Source organism: Collinsella sp. HCP28S3_B9 (assembly GCF_052066095.1).
In the GTDB taxonomy this organism is placed as follows: domain Bacteria; phylum Actinomycetota; class Coriobacteriia; order Coriobacteriales; family Coriobacteriaceae; genus Collinsella.
The window spans coordinates 1-19,195 of sequence record NZ_JBQHST010000002.1; the positions used below are offsets into that span (position 1 = coordinate 1).

At 59.1% G+C, this 19,195-nt stretch carries 16 protein-coding genes; all 16 read left to right on the plus strand.

What is annotated here, in order from left to right:
- On the plus strand, nt 1–110 hold a 110-nt coding region (locus tag ACTNBB_RS00905), incomplete at its 5' end, for an arginine deiminase family protein (protein WP_148332920.1).
- A 104-nt stretch (nt 111–214) separates the two neighbouring features.
- The gene (argF, locus tag ACTNBB_RS00910) at nt 215–1,210 is read left to right on the plus strand and encodes an ornithine carbamoyltransferase (protein ID WP_154515223.1); all 996 of its coding nucleotides are present in this window, start codon (nt 215–217) and stop codon (nt 1,208–1,210) included.
- A gap of 138 nt (nt 1,211–1,348) precedes the next feature.
- Nucleotides 1,349–2,836 carry a YfcC family protein gene (locus ACTNBB_RS00915; RefSeq protein ID WP_370450555.1) on the plus strand — a complete coding sequence of 496 codons (1,488 nt, stop codon included), beginning with the start codon at nt 1,349–1,351 and terminating at the stop codon, nt 2,834–2,836.
- Between the two features lie 499 nt (nt 2,837–3,335).
- Nucleotides 3,336–4,817 carry a DUF1846 domain-containing protein gene (locus ACTNBB_RS00920; RefSeq protein ID WP_154515227.1) on the plus strand — a complete coding sequence of 494 codons (1,482 nt, stop codon included), beginning with the start codon at nt 3,336–3,338 and terminating at the stop codon, nt 4,815–4,817.
- Between the two features lie 193 nt (nt 4,818–5,010).
- Entirely contained in the window at nt 5,011–5,394 is a 384-nt protein-coding gene (locus tag ACTNBB_RS00925; RefSeq protein ID WP_154515229.1) for a hypothetical protein, read from the plus strand.
- A gap of 180 nt (nt 5,395–5,574) precedes the next feature.
- Nucleotides 5,575–7,236, plus strand: a complete 1,662-nt coding sequence (locus tag ACTNBB_RS00930) for a CTP synthase (protein ID WP_427727635.1) — start codon at nt 5,575–5,577, stop codon at nt 7,234–7,236.
- Nucleotides 7,237–7,238: 2 nt separating this feature from the next.
- Nucleotides 7,239–8,180, plus strand: coding sequence for a site-specific tyrosine recombinase XerD (xerD, locus tag ACTNBB_RS00935; RefSeq protein ID WP_370450556.1), 942 nt, complete (start codon nt 7,239–7,241; stop codon nt 8,178–8,180).
- A gap of 463 nt (nt 8,181–8,643) precedes the next feature.
- Nucleotides 8,644–9,078, plus strand: coding sequence for a division/cell wall cluster transcriptional repressor MraZ (locus ACTNBB_RS00940; RefSeq protein WP_035137949.1), 435 nt, complete (start codon nt 8,644–8,646; stop codon nt 9,076–9,078).
- 20 nt (nt 9,079–9,098) lie between these two features.
- Nucleotides 9,099–10,064 (plus strand): 16S rRNA (cytosine(1402)-N(4))-methyltransferase RsmH, encoded by a 966-nt coding sequence (gene rsmH / locus ACTNBB_RS00945; RefSeq protein ID WP_441056190.1) that lies wholly within the window; start codon nt 9,099–9,101, stop codon nt 10,062–10,064.
- A gap of 90 nt (nt 10,065–10,154) precedes the next feature.
- On the plus strand, nt 10,155–10,625 hold the full coding sequence (locus ACTNBB_RS00950) for a hypothetical protein (RefSeq protein WP_427719178.1): 471 nt from the start codon (nt 10,155–10,157) through the stop codon (nt 10,623–10,625).
- Nucleotides 10,626–10,864: 239 nt separating this feature from the next.
- Entirely contained in the window at nt 10,865–12,508 is a 1,644-nt protein-coding gene (locus ACTNBB_RS00955; protein WP_441071000.1) for a peptidoglycan D,D-transpeptidase FtsI family protein, read from the plus strand.
- Between the two features lie 124 nt (nt 12,509–12,632).
- Entirely contained in the window at nt 12,633–14,057 is a 1,425-nt protein-coding gene (locus tag ACTNBB_RS00960; protein ID WP_441056188.1) for a UDP-N-acetylmuramoyl-tripeptide--D-alanyl-D-alanine ligase, read from the plus strand.
- A 3-nt stretch (nt 14,058–14,060) separates the two neighbouring features.
- A complete protein-coding gene (mraY, locus tag ACTNBB_RS00965) occupies nt 14,061–15,080 on the plus strand; it encodes a phospho-N-acetylmuramoyl-pentapeptide-transferase (RefSeq protein ID WP_441056187.1) in 1,020 nt (339 codons plus the stop codon).
- Between the two features lie 9 nt (nt 15,081–15,089).
- Complete coding sequence (murD, locus tag ACTNBB_RS00970; protein ID WP_441056186.1) at nt 15,090–16,496, plus strand: UDP-N-acetylmuramoyl-L-alanine--D-glutamate ligase; 1,407 nt, start codon at nt 15,090–15,092, stop codon at nt 16,494–16,496.
- Between the two features lie 9 nt (nt 16,497–16,505).
- Entirely contained in the window at nt 16,506–18,026 is a 1,521-nt protein-coding gene (gene ftsW / locus ACTNBB_RS00975; protein ID WP_441071002.1) for a putative lipid II flippase FtsW, read from the plus strand.
- Complete coding sequence (gene murG / locus ACTNBB_RS00980; protein WP_441056184.1) at nt 18,016–19,131, plus strand: undecaprenyldiphospho-muramoylpentapeptide beta-N-acetylglucosaminyltransferase; 1,116 nt, start codon at nt 18,016–18,018, stop codon at nt 19,129–19,131. Before ftsW ends, murG begins: the two co-directional genes overlap by 11 nt.
- The last annotated feature ends 64 nt before the right edge of the window (nt 19,132–19,195 follow it).

The window sequence follows — 19,195 nt, forward strand, 5'->3', positions numbered from 1 at the left end:
TGCTGTACAAGGAGGGCCTGGACCTTCTCGTCGTGCCCTCCGCCGAGCTCTCCCGCGGCCGTGGCGGCCCGCGCTGCATGAGCATGCCCTTCTGGCGCGAGGACCTCTAAGTCTTTCCGTTTCCGGTGCGGTCCCCCTACAACCGCACCGGTTTCGCCCGTCAAACGGGCAACACTAATACTTGCGTAATTCATTTTTCGAAAGGAAACGAACCATGGGTGTTAACCTCTCCGGCCGTAGCTTCCTCAAGCTCCTCGACCTCACCACCGAGGAGATCGAGTACCTGCTCAAGCTCTCCAAGAACTTCAAGGACATGAAGCGCGCTGGCGTTCCGCACCGCTATCTCGAGGGCAAGAACATCGTTCTGCTCTTCCAGAAGACCTCCACTCGTACCCGCTGCGCCTTCGAGGTCGGCGGCATGGATCTGGGCATGGGCGTCACCTACCTCGATCCGGGTTCGTCGCAGATGGGCAAGAAGGAGTCCATCGAGGACACCGCCCGCGTTCTCGGCCGCATGTATGACGGCATCGAGTTCCGTGGCTTTGCCCAGGACGACGTCGAGGAGCTCGCCGCTAAGTCCGGCGTGCCCGTGTGGAACGGCCTGACCACTGAGTGGCATCCCACCCAGATGCTCGCCGACATCCTGACCGTCCAGGAGAACTTCAACTACGACATCAAGGGCAAGACTCTCGTCTTCATGGGCGACTGCAAGAACAACGTTGCTCGCTCCCTCATGGTTGTCTGCTCCAAGCTCGGCATGAATTTCGTGGCCTGTGGCCCCGAGGAGTGCATGCCCGCTGACGACGTCATCGAGGCCTGCAAGCCCATCGCCGAGGCTAACGACTGCACCATCAAGCTGACCACCGACGTCAAGGACGGCGTCACCGGTGCCGACGTTATCTACACCGACGTGTGGGTCTCCATGGGCGAGCCTGACGAGGTCTGGGCCGAGCGCATCGCTCAGCTCACCCCGTATCGTGTCACCTCCGAGGTCATGGCTATGGCCAACCCGGGTGCCATCTTCCTGCACTGCCTGCCCAGCTTCCACGACACCAACACCACCATTGGCGCCGAGAAGTGCGAGCAGTTCGGCATTACCGAGCAGGAGGTCACCGACGAGGTCTTCGAGAGCCCCGCTTCCAAGGTTTTCGACGAGGCCGAGAACCGCATGCACACCATCAAGGCTGTCATGTACGCAACGCTCAAGTAAGAGCCTTTAAGCATTTCGCTCGGGGTGTATTGCTGCACACCCCGAGCGGTTTGTCTGGTAAATATCTTGCGTCGGGCGGTGGGCACGGCACGGAAGATCCGCTTCGCGCGAGAAAGTTAAATGATTTATGAAGGGGGGATGAGAACTATGACTGAGACCGCTAAGAAAAAGCGCGGTATGCCTTCATCGTTCACCATTCTTCTAGCTCTGCTGGCAATTGTTGCAGTGATTACCGTTATCGTCTCCGGCACGTCCGGCGGCGCTGTTACTGCAGCCCGTCTGAGCGATTTCTGCACCGCCCCGATCCTGGGCTTCGCTGACGCTCTGCCCGTCTGCCTCTTCGTTATGATCCTGGGCGGCTTCCTCGGTATGATGACCGAGACTGGCGCTCTGGACAACGGCATCGCCGTTCTGGTGCAGAAGCTTAAGGGCAACGAGATCATGCTCGTTCCTGTCCTTATGCTCATCTTCTCCCTCGGTGGTACCACCTATGGTATGTGCGAGGAGACCGTTCCCTTCTACGCCCTGCTCGCCGCTACCATGATGGCTGCCGGCTTCGACCCCATGGTCGGCGCCGCTACCGTCCTGCTCGGCGCTGGCTGCGGTTGCCTGGGCTCCACGGTTAACCCGTTCGCCGTCGGCGCTGCCGTCGACGCTCTGACCGGCGTTGGCATTGAGGTCAACCAGTCCATCATCATCGGCCTCGGTGCCGTCCTGTGGATTGTTACCACGGCCATTTCCATCTTCTTCGTCATGGGCTATGCCAAGAAGGTCAAGGCTGACAAGGGTTCCACCATCCTGTCGATGCAGGAGCTCAAGGACGCCGAAGAGGCTCACGGCAAGGCTGCTTCCGAGGTTAACAAGGAGGTCAAGCTCACCGGTCGTCAGAAGGGTGTTCTGATCGCCTTTGCCTTCACCTTCGTCGTCATGATCGTCGGCTTCATTCCGCTGGCCGACCTCAACGAGGGCGTTGCCAACTTCTTTGACGCTGGCGCTGTCTACGATGCCGACGGTAACACCGTCGTCCAGGGCTGGTCTGCCCTGATCACCGGCCTGCCCATTGGCCAGTGGTACTTCGACGAGGCTTCCACCTGGTTCTTCCTCATGGCTATCCTGATCGGTATCATCGGTGGCCTGTCCGAGAAGCAGATCGTTAACACCTTCATCACCGGCGCTGCCGACATGATGTCCGTTGTTCTCGTCATCGCCCTCGCCCGTGGCATCTCCGTCCTCATGGCCAACACCGGTCTCGACGTCTACGTCCTCGACGCTGCCGCCAGTGCCCTGGCTGGTCTGTCCGGCGTGATCTTCGCTCCCATGAGCTTCCTGGTCTACTTCGGCCTGTCCTTCCTGATCCCGTCGACCTCTGGTATGGCTACCGTCTCCATGCCCATCATGGGACCGCTGGCTGTTAAGCTCGGCTTCTCGCCCGAGGTCATGGTCATGATCTTCTCCGCCGCCATCGGTGTCGTGAACCTGTTCACCCCGACCTCCGGTGCCATCATGGGCGGTCTCGCCCTGGCCAAGATCGAGTGGACGACCTGGCTCAAGTTTGCCCTTAAGCTCATCGTCGTTCTCTCCGTCGTCTGCGCCATCATCCTGACCGTCGCCTGCGTGTTGATCTAAGTACCCAACGGGTGCCCCACGGAAACCTTGACGATCCTGTAGAGGATCACTTGGTCATCGTCTGTCCGGTGGGGTCAACCCACCGGTAGACTCCTACCTTTAGCCCCCTCCCGTTCCGTGCGCGGGAGGGGGCGCTCTTGTGTTCCGGCGTTTTACCAAACGCCGGAACGGGCCGACGCTGCAAGCCCGCCAGAGCGGCAATCTGACGTTCAATCGTCGGGCATGGCCAAAAGGCCTATGCCCTCCTCTTTCACGTCACCTTGCTCGCTCTGGCGGGCTTTCGCTGACTTATGCTCAGCCTGCGATGTTGCCATTGCTGGTGCAGGGGAAGTGCGTTTGGGGCAGCTAATTTGGGACGGGGCTTTTTTGACTACCCCCACATAAAGGGTAGTCAAAAAAGCCCCGTCCCAAATTAGCTGCCCCGGCCTCGTCGGTGGGGGAGGGTCTGCTCCGCTATAATCGCCTAGGACATTAAATGGAAACGGGACGGGAGCCATACATGCGCCAGGGTTTCGACAACGCGAAGTATATCGAGCTGCAGGCTGCTCACATTAAGGAGCGCATCTCGCAGTTTGGCGGCAAGCTGTATTTGGAGTTTGGCGGCAAGCTGTTCGATGACTATCATGCGAGCCGCGTGCTGCCGGGTTTTGAACCGGACAGCAAGTTCCGCATGCTCAAGAGCATTGCCGACGACGTCGAGGTCATCATCGCAATCAATGCGAACCATATCGAGAAGAACAAGGCCCGTGGCGACTTGGGCATTACCTATGACGAGGACGTCCTGCGTCTGGTCGATCTGTTCCGCGGGAACGGATTTGCCGTTGCCGCCGTGGTCATCACGCAGTATGCCGGTCAGCCCGCTGCCGACGTCTTCCGCAATCGTCTAAACGCGCTCGGCATTCCCGCCAAGCTGCACTATCCCATCGAGGGCTATCCGCACGATGTCGACCTGATCGTTTCTGATGAAGGCTACGGCAAGAACGAGTTTGTCGAGACCACGCGTCCGCTCGTTGTCGTGACGGCGCCCGGCCCTGGCTCGGGTAAGCTCGCCACCTGCCTTTCGCAGCTGTATCACGAGCACAAGCATGGGACCGCTGCCGGCTATGCCAAGTTTGAGACCTTCCCGGTCTGGAATCTCCCCCTCACGCATCCGGTGAACATTGCCTATGAGGCTGCCACGGCAGACCTCGATGACGCCAACATCATCGACTCGTTCCACCTTGAGGCATATAACAAGACCACGGTCAACTACAACCGAGACGTTGAGGCGTTCCCGGTTGTTCGCGCCCTGATGGAAAAGATCTTGGGCGAGAGCCCCTATCAGAGCCCCACGGACATGGGCGTCAATATGGTCGGTTTTGCCATTACCGATGACGATGCATGCCGAGATGCCTCCAAGATGGAGATCGTGCGCCGCTATTTTGCCGCGGTTGAAAGCGTGCGCCGTACTGGCGTGGGCGATGAGCAGGTCGACCGTCTCAAACTCATTATGAAAAAAGCCGGCATCGACAAGAACTATTCGCCGGCACGCTCGGCTGCTCTCACCAGGGAGCAACTGACGGGCGGTCCCGTGGGTGCCATGGTGATGCCGGACGGTTCGGTAGTGACCGGAAAGACCTCAACGCGTCTGGGTGCCGCGAGCTCGCTCATCATGAACGCGCTTAAGCATGTTTCGGGCGTCGATCTTGAGCTCGAGGTCATCAGCGATGAGGCGATTGAGCCTATCAGCAAGCTCAAGACGCATTTCCTTGGCAGCAAAAACCCGCGTCTCCACACTGACGAGACGCTCATGGCGCTCTCTATCACCTCGGCCACGAGTGAGACGGCTACTCGTGTTCTTTCGGGTCTTGAGCAGCTGCGCGGCTGCGACGCCTTCTTTAGCGTGATTATCTCGCCTACGGACGAGACGGTGCTGCGCAAGCTGGGCATTAACGTGTGCTGTGAGCCCAAGTTTGAGCGCCGCGGCTTCTTCCATCGCTAAGATTGAGATGAAACGCCGCATCGGAGTGCGCACCCGATGCGGCGCTTAGGGGGTTTTAGGGCTTAATTTGCCGAAATTTAGGCCGTTTACCTGCCCAAAAGCGATTTGCGCGGTATACAATTACCTCAGTGGATTCATCCTTTGCGGGGCTACCCATGATGGATGTTACCGGCCATCGAGGGATGCGCCGGTCATGCGCGGTGCTTTTGATGCTCGTGCTCGGTTTGAGGAGGCTGCCATGGCGGGCAAGGGTCGTGCGAGTGTCAACGATATGAAGCGTGTCGAGGTGCTGGTGCTGATGGAGATCGCTCGGCAATCTAAGGGAAACGGTGTGCCGTACGGTTTCTCGCGCAAGACACTCTCCGAGTGCGTAGGGGTTTCGCCGTATCGTGCCCGCGCTGCAATCGACCGTTTGGATTCTGATGGCCTTATCGAGGTCGTTTCTCGTTATAACGATGATGGCGGCCAGCTTGCAAACGGCATATGCCTGACCGGGCGAGGCGAGTGGTACCTTAAGGGTGTTCGTGCCGGCATGCTTGTTCAAGATATGTTGAAGGATGAGACTGCCGATCGGTAACAACACGGCAGTTTCGACGAGCCTGCACCGCCCAAAGCTACTTGGGCGGTGTTTTGTTTCGAGATGGAGAAATGCGGGCATGCGGGTGAAAAATAGCGAGCGGCTTGCTTTTCGAGTATTACAATGAAGACCCGTAAGATGTGAATGGAAAACTTCTACGGGAAGCGCAGGTAATTCAATATGACCAAGCATGTGTTTGTAACCGGCGGCGTAGTTTCGTCCTTGGGTAAGGGCATCACCGCGGCCTCGTTGGGCCGTCTGCTCAAGTCACGCGGTTACAAGGTGACGATGCAGAAGGCCGACCCGTATCTGAACGTCGACCCCGGCACCATGAGCCCGTTTCAGCATGGTGAGGTCTTCGTGACCGAGGATGGCTACGAGTCCGACCTGGACCTGGGCCATTATGAGCGCTTTATTGACGAGAATCTTACCCGTGATTCCAACTTTACGACCGGCGCTATCTACAAGAGCCTGATTGCCCGCGAGCGTCGCGGTGACTTTTTAGGCGGCACCGTTCAGGTGATTCCGCACGTCACCAACGCTATTAAGGATAAGTTCCGCCGCATCGAGGAGCAGACCGGTTCCGACGTGGTCATCACCGAGCTGGGCGGCACGATTGGCGATATCGAGTCGCAGCCGTTCGTGGAGGCCATCCGCCAGTACCGTAAAGAGGCCGGTCCCGAGAACGTCTGCTACATCCACGTGTCGCTCGTCCCCTATATCGCCGCCGCGCACGAGGTCAAGACCAAGCCCACGCAGCATTCGGTCAAGGAGCTTCGCAGCTTTGGCATTCAGCCCGACATCATTGTGCTGCGTTCTGATCACCATATCGACGATGCCATCCGTGGCAAGATCGCAAGCTTCTGCGACGTCGATACCGACTGCGTCTTTACCAACGAAGATTGCGCGAGTATTTACGACGTGCCGCAGCTGCTCGCCGAGCAGGACTTTGACCTGCGCATTTGCGAGCGCCTGGGCTTGGACCCGCGCGAGCGCGACATGAGCGAGTGGAACGAGTTCCTGCGCAAACAGAATCATGCCAACCACCATACCGACAAGGTCAAGATCGCCGTTGTGGGCAAGTACACCCAGCTCCCCGATGCCTACCTGTCGGTTATCGAGGCCCTGCATCATGCAGGCGTTTTCTATGATCGTCATGTGGACGTGCAGCTGGTCGACGGCGAGAGCCTCGACGAGCAGAACGTCTCCGAGGTGCTGGGCGACGCATCGGGCATTTTGGTGCCCGGCGGCTTTGGCAAGCGTGCCCTGGAGGGCAAGATTCTTGCTGCCGAGTTTGCTCGCGAGCATAAGATTCCGTATCTGGGCATTTGTCTGGGCATGCAGGTCGCCGTGTGCGAGTTTGCCCGCAACGTGGTCGGCCTTGCCGGCGCTAGCTCCTCCGAGTTCGATCCGGACGGTCCGTTTAGCGTAATTGACCTGATGAGCTCGCAGGAGGACGTGACCGAGAAGGGCGGCACCATGCGCCTGGGCGCCTATCCGTGCAAGCTCGCCGCCGATACCCTTGCGCGCGAGGCCTATGGCGAGGAGCTTGTCTATGAGCGCCACCGTCATCGCTTTGAGTTCAACAATGCCTTCCGCGACCAGCTCGAGGACGCGGGTTTGGTTATCTCGGGTCTTTCGCCTGACGAGCGTCTGGTCGAGATGGTCGAGCTGCCGCGTGACGTGCATCCGTGGTATGTGGCCACCCAGGCCCACCCCGAGTTTAAGAGCCGTCCGACCAAGCCGCAGCCTCTGTTCCGCGAGTTCGTGCGCGCCTCGATTGGCCAGCACGAGGGTGTCGATCGCCTGCAGGTGACGCCCATGAACCTCGCGACGGACTAAGGGTGTCAGCGAACGAAAGACATACCGAAGATACTCCCTCGTTGCTCGATACGGTGACGGGGGAGTATCTTGATTACCTTGCGGTCGAGCGAGGCTTGGCGCGCAATACGATCGCGGCATATCGTCGTGACTTGACGACTTACTGTTCCTACCTGGAGCGGGTCGGTGTTGAGTCCTTTGAAGGCGTGAACCGTCAGATAATAGAGGGTTTTGTCGGTGATCGGCGCGACGGGGGCTACTCCGATGCCTCGGTGGAGCGTGCAGTTGCGGCCGTGAAAGGTTTGCATGCCTTTTTGGTTCGCGATGGAATCGTCGCCCAAAACCCGACGGCTGCACTGCGCCTGCCCAAAAAGGCGGAGCGCCTTCCGGAGTGTCTCTCGGTAGGGGATGTCTCGGCGCTCCTCGACCAAGATTTCCCGGAAGGGGAGATGGGTTTGCGGGACCATGCCATTTTGGAAGTGCTCTATGGATGTGGCCTGCGCGTGAGCGAGTTGGTGGGGCTCGATGTGGGCGACGTCCATTTTGACGACGGCTTTGTGCTGGTGCGCGGCAAGGGCTCGAAGGAGCGGCTTGCCCCACTCGTGGGAAGTGCCGCACGGGCTATGGCTCAATATATTGCTGATGGGCGTCGGCGCCTGGCCGCTCATGCCCGCGGGTCAAAGACACCGGCAGTCTTTTTAAATAAGAACGGTGGTCGCCTGTCGCGTCAGAGTGTTCATGTCATATGCGAGCGATACGGGCGTCAGGTGGGACTGGTGGGGCTTCATCCTCATACCTTGCGTCACTCCTTTGCGACCCATATGCTTGCGGGCGGTGCCGACCTGCGCGTGCTACAGGAGATTTTGGGACATGCCGACATTTCGACCACACAGGTCTACACGCATGTCGACCGCACGCAGCTGACCGAGGTCTACCTGGCGGCTCATCCGTTGGCGCATCGCTAGCGACTCTTTGACCTGCATATTTACAACTAATGGGGGACGGACCCCAGGTTGTCGTGACGCGGTTTTGTGCGCGTATCGGCAATCTGGGGTCCGCCCCATCTTTTGTCTTGCGCCGATGCGCCGGTGGGTCGCGCATGACGTTGGTGGGGAAGTTTGGGGGGCGATGTGAACGGCGCGTAAAGGGACACAAAATTCGCCTCAAGGTCAACTTGAAGGTTGAGGTTGAAAGCCGGGCTGCTACAGATGGCATCTCGGCTGTGCTGTAAGCACAACATATTGTGTTTTCGAACATATGAACGAGGGTGTTTTACAGCATATAGAGGGTGGAGTGGTGGGGTGTTGTGGGGGAAGGTGTGGGGAAAGATGTTGAAAAATGGGGCAGTTCCCCATATTATTAATGACGTCGACAGGCGGGGTGGTTCCCCGCGTACGTGCCATCTGAGTAACCGAGGGGAGGGCGCACATGGGAATGACGGGTGCATACGAGCGCAATCTCGATGCAAAAGGTCGTCTGTCCCTGCCTGCACCCCTTCGCGAGGAGCTTGGAGAGCATGTTCGCGTGTTCAAAGCCCTGGATGTCGATGCTCTGTACGTGTTCTCTGCCGAGGCCTTCGATAAGTGGGTCGAAGGACTCTTCGCGGGTCGTGAGGGCCACGAGGGTTTTAACCCGCGTGACATCAACGACCAGAAACTCATGAGGGCGATCAACAAGCGCACCACCTCGATGGATGTGGACAGCGCCGGTCGTATCGGTCTTTCTGAGTCTCTCCGCAAGCAGGCGAACCTCGACCGCGAGGTCACGGTTGTGGGCAACTACGACCACCTCGAGGTTTGGGACCGTGCTACGGCCGATGAGGACGATGACGATGAGGCTCTGCTGGACCTCTTCTTCTCGTAAGGGCAAGGCATGAGTAACGGATGGAGCGTGGGATCTTGACACAAGAATATCGGCATGAACCTGTCATGCTCGGCGAAGTGCTTGAGTCGCTGCAGCTAAAGAGCGGATCTGTCGTCTGCGATTGCACCCTTGGCGGTGCCGGTCATTCGGTAAAGATGGCCGCGCAGGTGGGGGAGACGGGTCTTTTGCTTGGCGTCGATCAGGACGACATGGCCCTCGACGCCGCTGGTGCCCGTCTGGACCGCGAGGTCCCCGGCGTCCCGCATCAGCTACTGAAGGGCAACTTTGGCGACTTGGACGAGCTGCTTTGCTCGGCCGAGGTGCCCGGGGTCGATGGCTTCCTGTTCGACTTGGGCGTTTCGTCACCGCAACTCGATATCCCTGGCAGGGGCTTTTCGTATAACGAAGATGCCCCATTGGACATGCGGATGGATCCGGGTAACAACACCCTAAACGCAGCTGAGGTCATCAACACCTATAACGAACACGACCTCGCCCGGATTCTACGCGTCTATGGCGAAGAGAAGTTCGCCTCGCAGATCGCACGCGAGATCGTGCGTCGACGCGAGTCCGAACCGATTGAAACCACCGGTCAGTTTGTCGAGATCATCAAGGCTGGCATTCCGGCTGCCGCTCGTCGGCATGGCGGACACCCGGCCAAGAAAAGTTTCCAGGCCATTCGCATCGAGGTCAATCATGAACTCGATGTGCTCGAGAGAGGACTTGACGCCGCCACCAGGTGGCTCAACCCGGGCGGACGCATCTGCGTCATCTCGTATCACTCGCTCGAGGACCGTATCGTAAAGAACCACTTTAAGGAGATGAGCCAGGGGTGCACGTGTCCGCCGGAGATTCCGGTGTGCGTGTGCGGCAACGTGCCGATACTCAAGGTCATCACCCGCAAACCCTTGGTTGCCCAACCCGATGAGGTTGCGCGCAACCCTCGGGCGAGATCAGCCAAAATCCGCGTGGCGGAGCGCTTGTAGCGTTACGCGCGCGATATTGGACCTCCCGCTCGCACCATAAACGAAGCTTAAACACACTACCAACGTACTCGGGATGGGAGGCGGCATATCATGGGCTACAACACCTCAAACGCAGCGCTCGCCTATGATATGAACGCCATGCCCGCCTACCGCGAGGCACCGCAGGCGCCCGCTGCTCCTCGTGAGCAGCGCACACCGCGCTTTGATGTCTACACGGGCGCGGGCCGTCAGGCAAACCAGGCGGTAAGCCCGGTTTTCATGAGCGTTCTTAAAACGTTTTGCATCATTGCGGCTATCTTCATGACGATTGGCGTCGCCCGCGTGGCGCTTGCAAGCGTTACGGCCCAGGTGCTCAACAGCAACGCCGAGCTTACCAACACGCTCGAGAAGGCGACCGATGAGAGCTCTGACCTTGAGGTCATGCACTCTGTTTATGGTGCCGATACGCGCATTCGCGATCTTGCGGGCGCTTATGGCATGGTGGAGCCCAGCGAGAGCGTTACACTTGATTTTTCGCAGGATGCAGCCGCGGGCGCTAGCTCGGCTGCGGCTGTCCAGTAATAAGACGGTAGCTGAGTATGACAAATGATTATCGCCGCGGTCCAGACGGGAGTCGCGGGCAGGGACGTCCCTCTTCGCGGGGACGTTCTGGTTATCAAGGATCGGGTCGGTCATCTTACAACTTGGGGTCGAATCGTGGCAACGACCCAACGTCGCGCCTTCGCGGCTCGGATGACCCTCAAGTACGCAATAGCAGATCGAATAGACGATCTTCGACCGAATGGCTTACGGGGACGCCATTGCCTCGCCGTAATGTCGTCATGGGTTGTATCGGTTTGGGCCTGGCTGCGGGCGCCATCCGCCTTACCGACTACCAGATCGTAAATGCCGATGAGTTACGCGGGCGCGCCGATGCTCGACGCCTGCTTGCGGAGACGCTTTACGCCAAACGCGGCACGATCTACGACCGAAACGGCAACGTGCTGACGTCATCGGTCGAGTGCAGCAATGTCGCCGTGAATCCACAGCTGATCGAGGATGTCGATAAAACGGTATCGGCCTTGGTTAAGGCGACTGGAATCGATAAGAAGACTTGCCGCAAGCTGGTTCAGTCCGATGGCACTTGGGTGTATATCAAGCGCCAGGTGGACGAGGACGATGCCGCGGCATTGAAGAAGAAAAATCTGCCCGGCGTGCTCTTTGAGCAGGCGATGAAGCGGGTGTATCCATACGGCAATCTGGCTTCGCAGGTTCTAGGCGTGGTGAACGTTGACAACGTGGGCCTAACGGGCCTTGAAAAGCAATATGACAAATTGCTGACCGGAACAAACGGCACGCTGGTACGAGAGCGTGCGAGGGACGATAGCTATATTGCGGGTGGCGCCTATAAAAAGGTTGCCGCCATCGATGGCGTTGACATCGTGACGACGCTGGATGTCAATATCCAGCGTGCAGCAGAGGACGCTCTGGCGGAGGCGGTCGAGAAGACCAAAGCCAAGAACGGTTCGGCTTTGGTGACAGACCCTACTACCGGCGAGATTCTGGCCGCCTGTTCGTATCCGACCTACGACCCGACCAATTTGGAGAACGCCAAGACCGAGGATATGAACTTGCGCTTGGTCACCGATGCGTATGAACCCGGTTCGGTCTTTAAGACGCTCGTTGCGGGTGCGGGTTTCGACTTGGGCGTCGTGCGCTCGAGTACGTCGTTTGAGGTGCCGGCGAGCATTAAGGTCGGCGACGATACCGTCACCGATGTCGATAAGCGTGACTACGCCATGACCATGGATGTGCGCGAGATGATGCGCCGCTCATCCAATGTTGGCTTTGTATTGGTCGGGCGTAAGATCGGCGCGGACGATTTTGCCGCGTACGTGGACAAATGGGGCGTTGGACACAGTTCGGGCATCGATTTTCCCGGCGAGAGCCTTGGCATTGTCAAGGAGCGTGACCAGTATGACGGTGCCACGTTGGGCTCGATGAGTTTTGGCCAAGCGCTGTCTGTCTCGCCGATCGAGATTGCGCGCGCCGTGGGCGGCATTGCCAACGGCGGCGTGATGATGACGCCGCACTTTTATAAATCCAGCAAAGGCGAGGAGAAGGACTGGGGCGAGGGCGAGCAGGCGATTTCTGAGGACGCCGCCGCCCAGGTGATATCGTGCATGCAGACGGTCGTTTCCGAGGGCACGGGTGTCGGGGGCGCCGTCGACGGTTACGACGTGGCGGGTAAGACCGGTACGGCCGAGCGCGCCGATGAAAAAGGCGGCTACCTCAAAGCGAGCTATATGTCGTCCTTTATGGGGTTTGCCCCGGCGCAAGCACCCAAGGTTTTGTGCTATATCACGCTCGACGGAACGCCGAGCGGTTCGGATGCTGCCGCCGTGCCGTTCCAGATCATTATGGCTAACGCGCTCGATGTGTTGGGTATCCCACGCACCAAGTAGGGGGTTACAATCCTGAAAAGGGCTGTCGATTAATCTGGAGGGTGTTCACATGCCCTGCACCACGCATGCGCGGCGCTGGGATACAATACGCCGATAGCATTATTAGGTTTACAGGGGAGCTGCAATGATAGAGATCGCCGTCAACAACCTCGCGGCCGCAACAGGGGCCCGGACCGTGACGGGAGAAGCCGATCGGGTATGCCGTGGGTGCGTTATCGACTCGCGCCAGGTTGAGGAAGGCACGATTTTTGTTGCCTTTCCGGGTGAAAAAGTCGACGGCAACGATTTTGCTTCCCGCGCCATCGAATCGGGTGCCGGCGCTGTTGTGATGACGCGCGAGCCCAATGCCGAGCTTGTATCGCTGGCTCAGCGTAAGGGCTGCGCCATCCTGCACACCGATGATCCCGAGGAATTTTTGCTGCGCCTGGCACATGCCTATCGCACGCAGCTTGGCTGCCTCGTGGTTGGCATTACCGGCTCTATCGGTAAGACGACGACCAAGGATGTCCTTGCGGCAGTGCTTGCCAAGCGCTATCGCGTTTGGGCCACCAAGGGTAATTTCAACAATCTGATCGGTATGCCGCTCACGGTTTTGGCCGCTCCTGCCGACACCGAGGTGCTGGTTCTCGAGATGGGTATGAACCATTTTCACGAGATCGAGCGCCTTTCTCGGTCCGCCAATCCCAACCTTGCCATCGTGACCAAGATCGGCACCTCTCATATTGGAATCCTGGGAAGTCGCGAGAATATCGCCCGCGCTAAGTCCGAGATTGTTGGGGGCATGTGTGCCGCCGACGACCTTCTCCCGTTGCTGGTTTTGGGCGGCGAAGACGACTTCACCCCGTTCATTCGTGAGACGTTTGCCGAGCCCGCGGGTATCGACGTGATGCTGGCGGGTGTTTCGGATGTTGATGAGGTTTGCGCCCGCGGCATTCACATTGATGACGAGGGCCGCCCGGTCTTTACGCTTGACTTTGGCATGGGTGAGTCCGTTGACACCATGCTCGCCATTCCCGGCGTCCAGTCCGTTCCCAACGCCGTTAAGGCCGCCGCAGTTGCCTATCGTTTGGGTGTGACCCCCGAGCAGATCGATGCTGCCTTTAGGGGTATCGCGATTACCGGTCATCGTCAGGAGATCAAACACGCCAAGAGCGGTACCCGCATTATCGACGACTCGTATAACGCCAGCGCCGAATCCATGGCTGCTGGCCTTGACCTGCTGTGCTCGCTTTCGTGTTCTGGCTCTCGAATGGCGATTCTGGGCGAGATGGGCGAAATGGGCGACGAGGCCCCCCGCATGCATGAGCTGGTGGGCGCCTATGCCGCGGCTAAGAAGCTCGATATGCTGGCGTGCGTGGGCGGTGAGCTGGCCGCTCGTATGGCCGAAGCCGCGCGCATGATGGGCATGGACGAGGACCGCATCCAGGTGTTCTCCGATTATCAGCAGGTGCTCGACCGTATGTCCGGCGCACTTGAGAACCATGACGTTGTGCTGGTCAAGGGCTCTCGCTTTGTCGAGCTCGACCGCTTTGTGGAAGGTGTGTGCTAGCCCATGTTCGGGAACCCCGCGTATCCTACATACCAGGCCTTTTTGGGACTTGGCATCGCCGCCGCCATTGCGCTGCTGCTCATGCCGTGGTGGATTAAGCTTCTTAAGGTCGAGGGTATCGGCCAGCAGGTCCGCGCCGATGGACCCAAACGCCACCTGATTAAGCAGGGCACGCCCACCATGGGCGGCGTTGTCATTCTCGTAGCCGTTTCGCTGACGTGCCTTTTGATGGGCAAGCTCACCACCGAGCTTGTGCTCGTGCTGCTTGCCACGCTTGCAACCGGCGTTCTGGGCCTTATCGACGATTTGACCTCTGTCACGCACGGTCGTTCGCTCGGCCTGACGCCCCACGCCAAGATGATCGGTCTCACCATCATCTGCGTCACGTTTACCGTGCTTGCCGTCAGCTGGTGCGGCGTTGCCCCCGAGATTCGTTTTCCCGGCGGTCTGACGATTGACCTCGGTGTCTTCTCGACCACCATTGGTGGCCTTACCTTTCCGTGGCTCTATATCGTCTTTTGCTGGCTGATGATCGCCGGTCTTTCTAATGCCGTGAACCTGACCGATGGCCTGGACGGCCTTGCCGGTGGCACCTCCATGATTGCCATGCTTGCCATGGCTGCCATGGCGTTTTTGCACGGTGACGTAAACCTGTCTATCTTCTGTACCGCATGTGCTGGTGCTTGCCTGGGCTTCCTTTGGTTCAACTGCTATCCGGCGAGCATCTTTATGGGTGATACCGGCTCTCTTGCCTTGGGTGCAGCCTTTGCCTGCACGTCCATTATGACCAACACCGAGGTCGTCTCGCTCATCATCGGCGGCCTGTTTATCGTCGAGACCCTGTCGGTCATGATTCAGGTCGTCTACTTCCACTTTACGCATAAGCGCGTCTTCCTTATGGCGCCCATTCATCATCATTTCGAGAAGAAGGGATGGGCCGAGACTAAGGTCGTCATCCGTTTTTGGATTGTCGCTGCCGCTTTTGGCGCTCTGGGCCTTGCCCTGTTTTTCCAGTTGGGATAGTGGTTTTTCATGCCTCTTGCAGATTCCTTTAGCCTGCTCGTCTTGGGCCAGGGTAAGTCCGGTCTTGATGTCGCTCGCTGGGCGCTTGCGCACCCCGAGCGCGTGAGTACCGTTACCGTGTACGGTGGCGGCACGTCCGAGCCCAATGATGCCACGCGCTCGCTCGAGGCGCGCGGGGTATCGTTTGTCTACGGAACCGAGCAGGTCGAGGGCGCGTTTGATGTATGTGTGACGTGTCCGGGCATCTCGGAGTTCTCGCCATTCTTTAAGGCTGGCCGCGATCACGCCGCCCAGATCATGGGTGAGCCCGAGTTTGCCTACCGCCTGTCTCCCCAAAATTGGATCGCCATTACGGGCACCAATGGCAAGACGACCACCACGTCGCTGACCGACTACCTGCTTAAGGCAGCGGGCGAGGCGAGCGTTGCTGTCGGTAATATCGGTGAGCCTCCGGTGAACGAAATCGACGACCGCGCGCATAACGAGTGGTTTGTAGCTGAGCTTTCGAGCTATCAGATCGCAACGACGACCGAGCTCCACCCCCGTGTGGCGGTGCTGCTCAACATTACCCCCGACCATCTGGGCTGGCACAAGAGCCATAAGAACTATGCGCTCGCCAAGATTAAGCTCTTCGAGAATATGGTCGATGATGACCTTGTGGTTATCGACGTCGAGGATGCCGGTATCCATGAATTCGATGAGTATGTCTACACGCCGGGTCGTCGCATCTGCAAGGTCGCCTTTGACGAACCTGCGGGCGAGGACGCCGCATTTGTGCGCGATGGCAAGATGGTCATTCGCCTGAAGGGCGTCGAGACCCCGCTCATCGCCACGTCCGAGCTCAAAATCTCCGGACATCACAATGTCATCAATGCCCTGTGCGCTGCCACGGCTGCCCTGGCCGTCGGTGCCGATGTCGACGGTGTGTGTCGCGGCCTGGCCTCATTCCAGCCGCTGGAGCACCGCGTTGAGCCCTGTGGCGAGATCGATGGCGTGCGCTACGTCAACGATTCCAAGGCAACGAACACCGATGCGGTCGAAAAGGCCCTGACGGCGTTTCCCGACGACGACGTGATCTTGCTGCTCGGTGGTCACGATAAGGGCACGCCACTCGAGTCCTTCGCCCGCGTTGTCATGGACAACGTGCGATCGGTCGTCTGCTTTGGCGATGCGCGCGAGCGCTTTACCGCCGCTATGGACGAGGCCGATGTCGATGGTGACGTTGATATCGCTCAGGCTGACGACCTGCGCGACGCCGTCGACGTTGCCCGTTCGCTGTCGAGCCGAGGCGACGTGATCCTGCTTTCTCCCGCCTGTTCTTCGTTCGATGAGTTCTCGGGCTACGAGGAGCGCGGCCGCGTGTTTAAGGACTACGTGGCCCAGCTTGCCGCCGCAGCGAAATCGCAAATGGAATAGGGGCCGCCGGTGAGAGAGGAGAGCCCCCGACAAGGTATGAGGAGGCCCGACTCGGACCGTGCTTCCTCGCAGCGCAGTACGCCGCGTTCCGGTCGCGGCGGGCAGACGCTCAGTGAACGCTATATTGCCGGCGTCCCCGCCCGCATCATGCGCCCTCGTTTGATATTCATGGCGTGCCTGTTTACTTTAGTGTGCTTTGGGCTGCTGATGGTGTACTCGGCGTCATCGGTCGAGGCATTGCACGAGAACGGCTCGGCGACGTTTTTCCTGGTTCGACAGGCTACCTTTGCCGGGGTTGGCGTGCTTGCCATGGTTGCGATCGTTCGCGTCTTGCCGGACAGCTGGTTTGGGGAAAATGTACTTAGGATCTTCCTTGTCGGCATGATTCTCTTGCTGTTTGCGGTATTTCTTGTCGGCAGTGGCAGCCGTGGCGCCACGCGCTGGCTCAACATCGCCGGTATTCAGTTCCAGCCGTCTGAGTTTTTAAAGCCGTTTGCCATCGCGTATTCGGCCATCATACTCGACCGTTTCTTTTCGCCCGGTGGCAATATCAACGAGTTCCTTCGTAAGATGGTCGTCTACTTGGGCATTTCGCTCTTTTTGATCTTTATCCAGCCCGATTATGGCACCGTCTTGATCATCTCGCTGACCCTCATGTGTATGGCGTTATTTGCGGGCCTAGACCCCAAGTTTATCATCGGCGTGATCATTCTCGTCATTGTCATGAGTGTGTTTGCGCTTGTTGCAGAGCCGTACCGCATGGTGCGTGTTCAGGTTGCCCTGAACCCTTGGGCCGACGAGTATGGCGATGGCTATCAGGCAACGCTTGCCATCATGGCGTTTGCTTCGGGCGGCTTGTTCGGCCGTGGCATCGGTAACTCCACCATGAAGTATTCGTATCTGCCCGAGGCACACAACGACTATATTCTGGCCATTATCGGCGAGGAGGTCGGTTTTGTCGGGACCGTGCTGCTCTTCCTGGTCTTTGCGATGCTGATTTACTCAGCGTTTCGCATTGCCGAACAGGCTGCGGACCGTCGCGGAGCGCTCATGGCATCGGGTTCCGCAGTCATTCTCGCGGTACAGTTTTTGATCAATGCGCTGGGCATCCTCAACGTGTTTCCCATGACGGGTAAGCCGCTGCCATTTATCAGCTACGGCGGTTCGTCGATTATCGTATCGCTTATGCTTGCGGGGCTGATCTTGCGCGTCTCGCACGAGAGCGCCCGTCGTGATGAGTACGACCGTCGCCGCGAGAGCTTTGCCGTTATGGACGAGAGCACCGCCGGCGTGCCCCATGTGCGCGGCGATCGCCCTTCGCGCAACGGTTTTACCGTCTTGGATGGCTCTGCGTCCGAGCCGGCGGCTCGTCCGCGCCCGCGAACGGCTCCGCAGGGGCGTCCCCAACGCCCGAACCCCCGAAGCTCGGGCGGCGGATATAATCGAATCAATTTGAATTCGGACCCGTCGGCGCGTCTGCGCACCGACGATCAGGGACCGCGCGTACGAAGGGATTTTCATGACCGATAAGATGACCGTTGCTATCGCAGCCGGCGGCACGGCGGGACATATCAACCCTGCGCTTGCCTTGGCTGAGGAGTTGCGCGACCGCGGACATCATGTTGTGTTCGTGGGCCAGTCGCACAAGCTCGAGGGTCGTTTGGTTCCCGAGGCCGGGTTTGATTTTGTACCTATCACGGTCACGGGCTTCGACCGCTCCCGTCCTTGGACCGCGCTGAGCTCGCTGTGGCGCGTCAATAAGGCCAAGCGCTCGCTCGCCAGCCATTTCTCAAAGGTTGGCAAGCCCGATGCTGCCATCGGTTTTGGTGCCTACGTCGAGGTCCCGCTGCTGGGCTGGTGCAAGGATGCGGGCGTTCCGTATCTGCTGCACGAGCAGAACTCTGTTCCGGGCCTGGCCAATAAGATGATGAGCTCCCATGCCGCCCGCGTGTGTATCTCGGTGCCGGCTGCGCGCTCTGTCTTTGAGCGCGGGGGCGACCCCGAGCATGTGCTCATGACCGGTAATCCGGTGCGCCGCTCGGTCATTGAGGGCGATCGCGCCCGCGGCCGCGAGGCACTTGGCGTGCCCGAGGATGCAACGCTTCTGCTCGTCTTTGGTGGTTCGCTCGGTGCCCAGCATCTCAACGAGCGCGTAGCCTCGCTCAAGAGTGAGCTGCTGACCCGCGAGAATCTCTACATTTTGCATTCGACGGGAGCCGACGGCTTTGAAGACACCGAGCGTGCTTTGGCGCTGACGTCCGATGAGACGAAGCGCTATCGCGTCCAGCCCTACATTGACAACATGGGCGACATGCTAGCTGCAGCTGACCTGGTGCTCTCGCGCTCCGGCGCCTCGAGCGTGGCCGAGATTGCCGCCCTCGCCGTGCCTTCGGTGCTCGTGCCGTATCCGCATGCCACGGCCGACCACCAGACGACCAATGCTCGTTATCTGGTCGATGCCGGTGCCGGCGTGCTTTGTGCCGATGCCGATATCGATGCTCCGGCGTTTGCCGAGGAGCTGCTGCATCTGGTCGATGACGCTACAGCGCGCGATGCCATGCGTCAGGCGGCGCGCGGGTTGGCTCAGGACCGCGCCGCCGCACTTTTGGCCGATGCGGTAGAGGGTTTGCGTTAGTTAGACGGGATATCGAGCTTGCGCTCGCGCGGATGCGGTAGGTGCGGTACAGTTAACGGGTTAC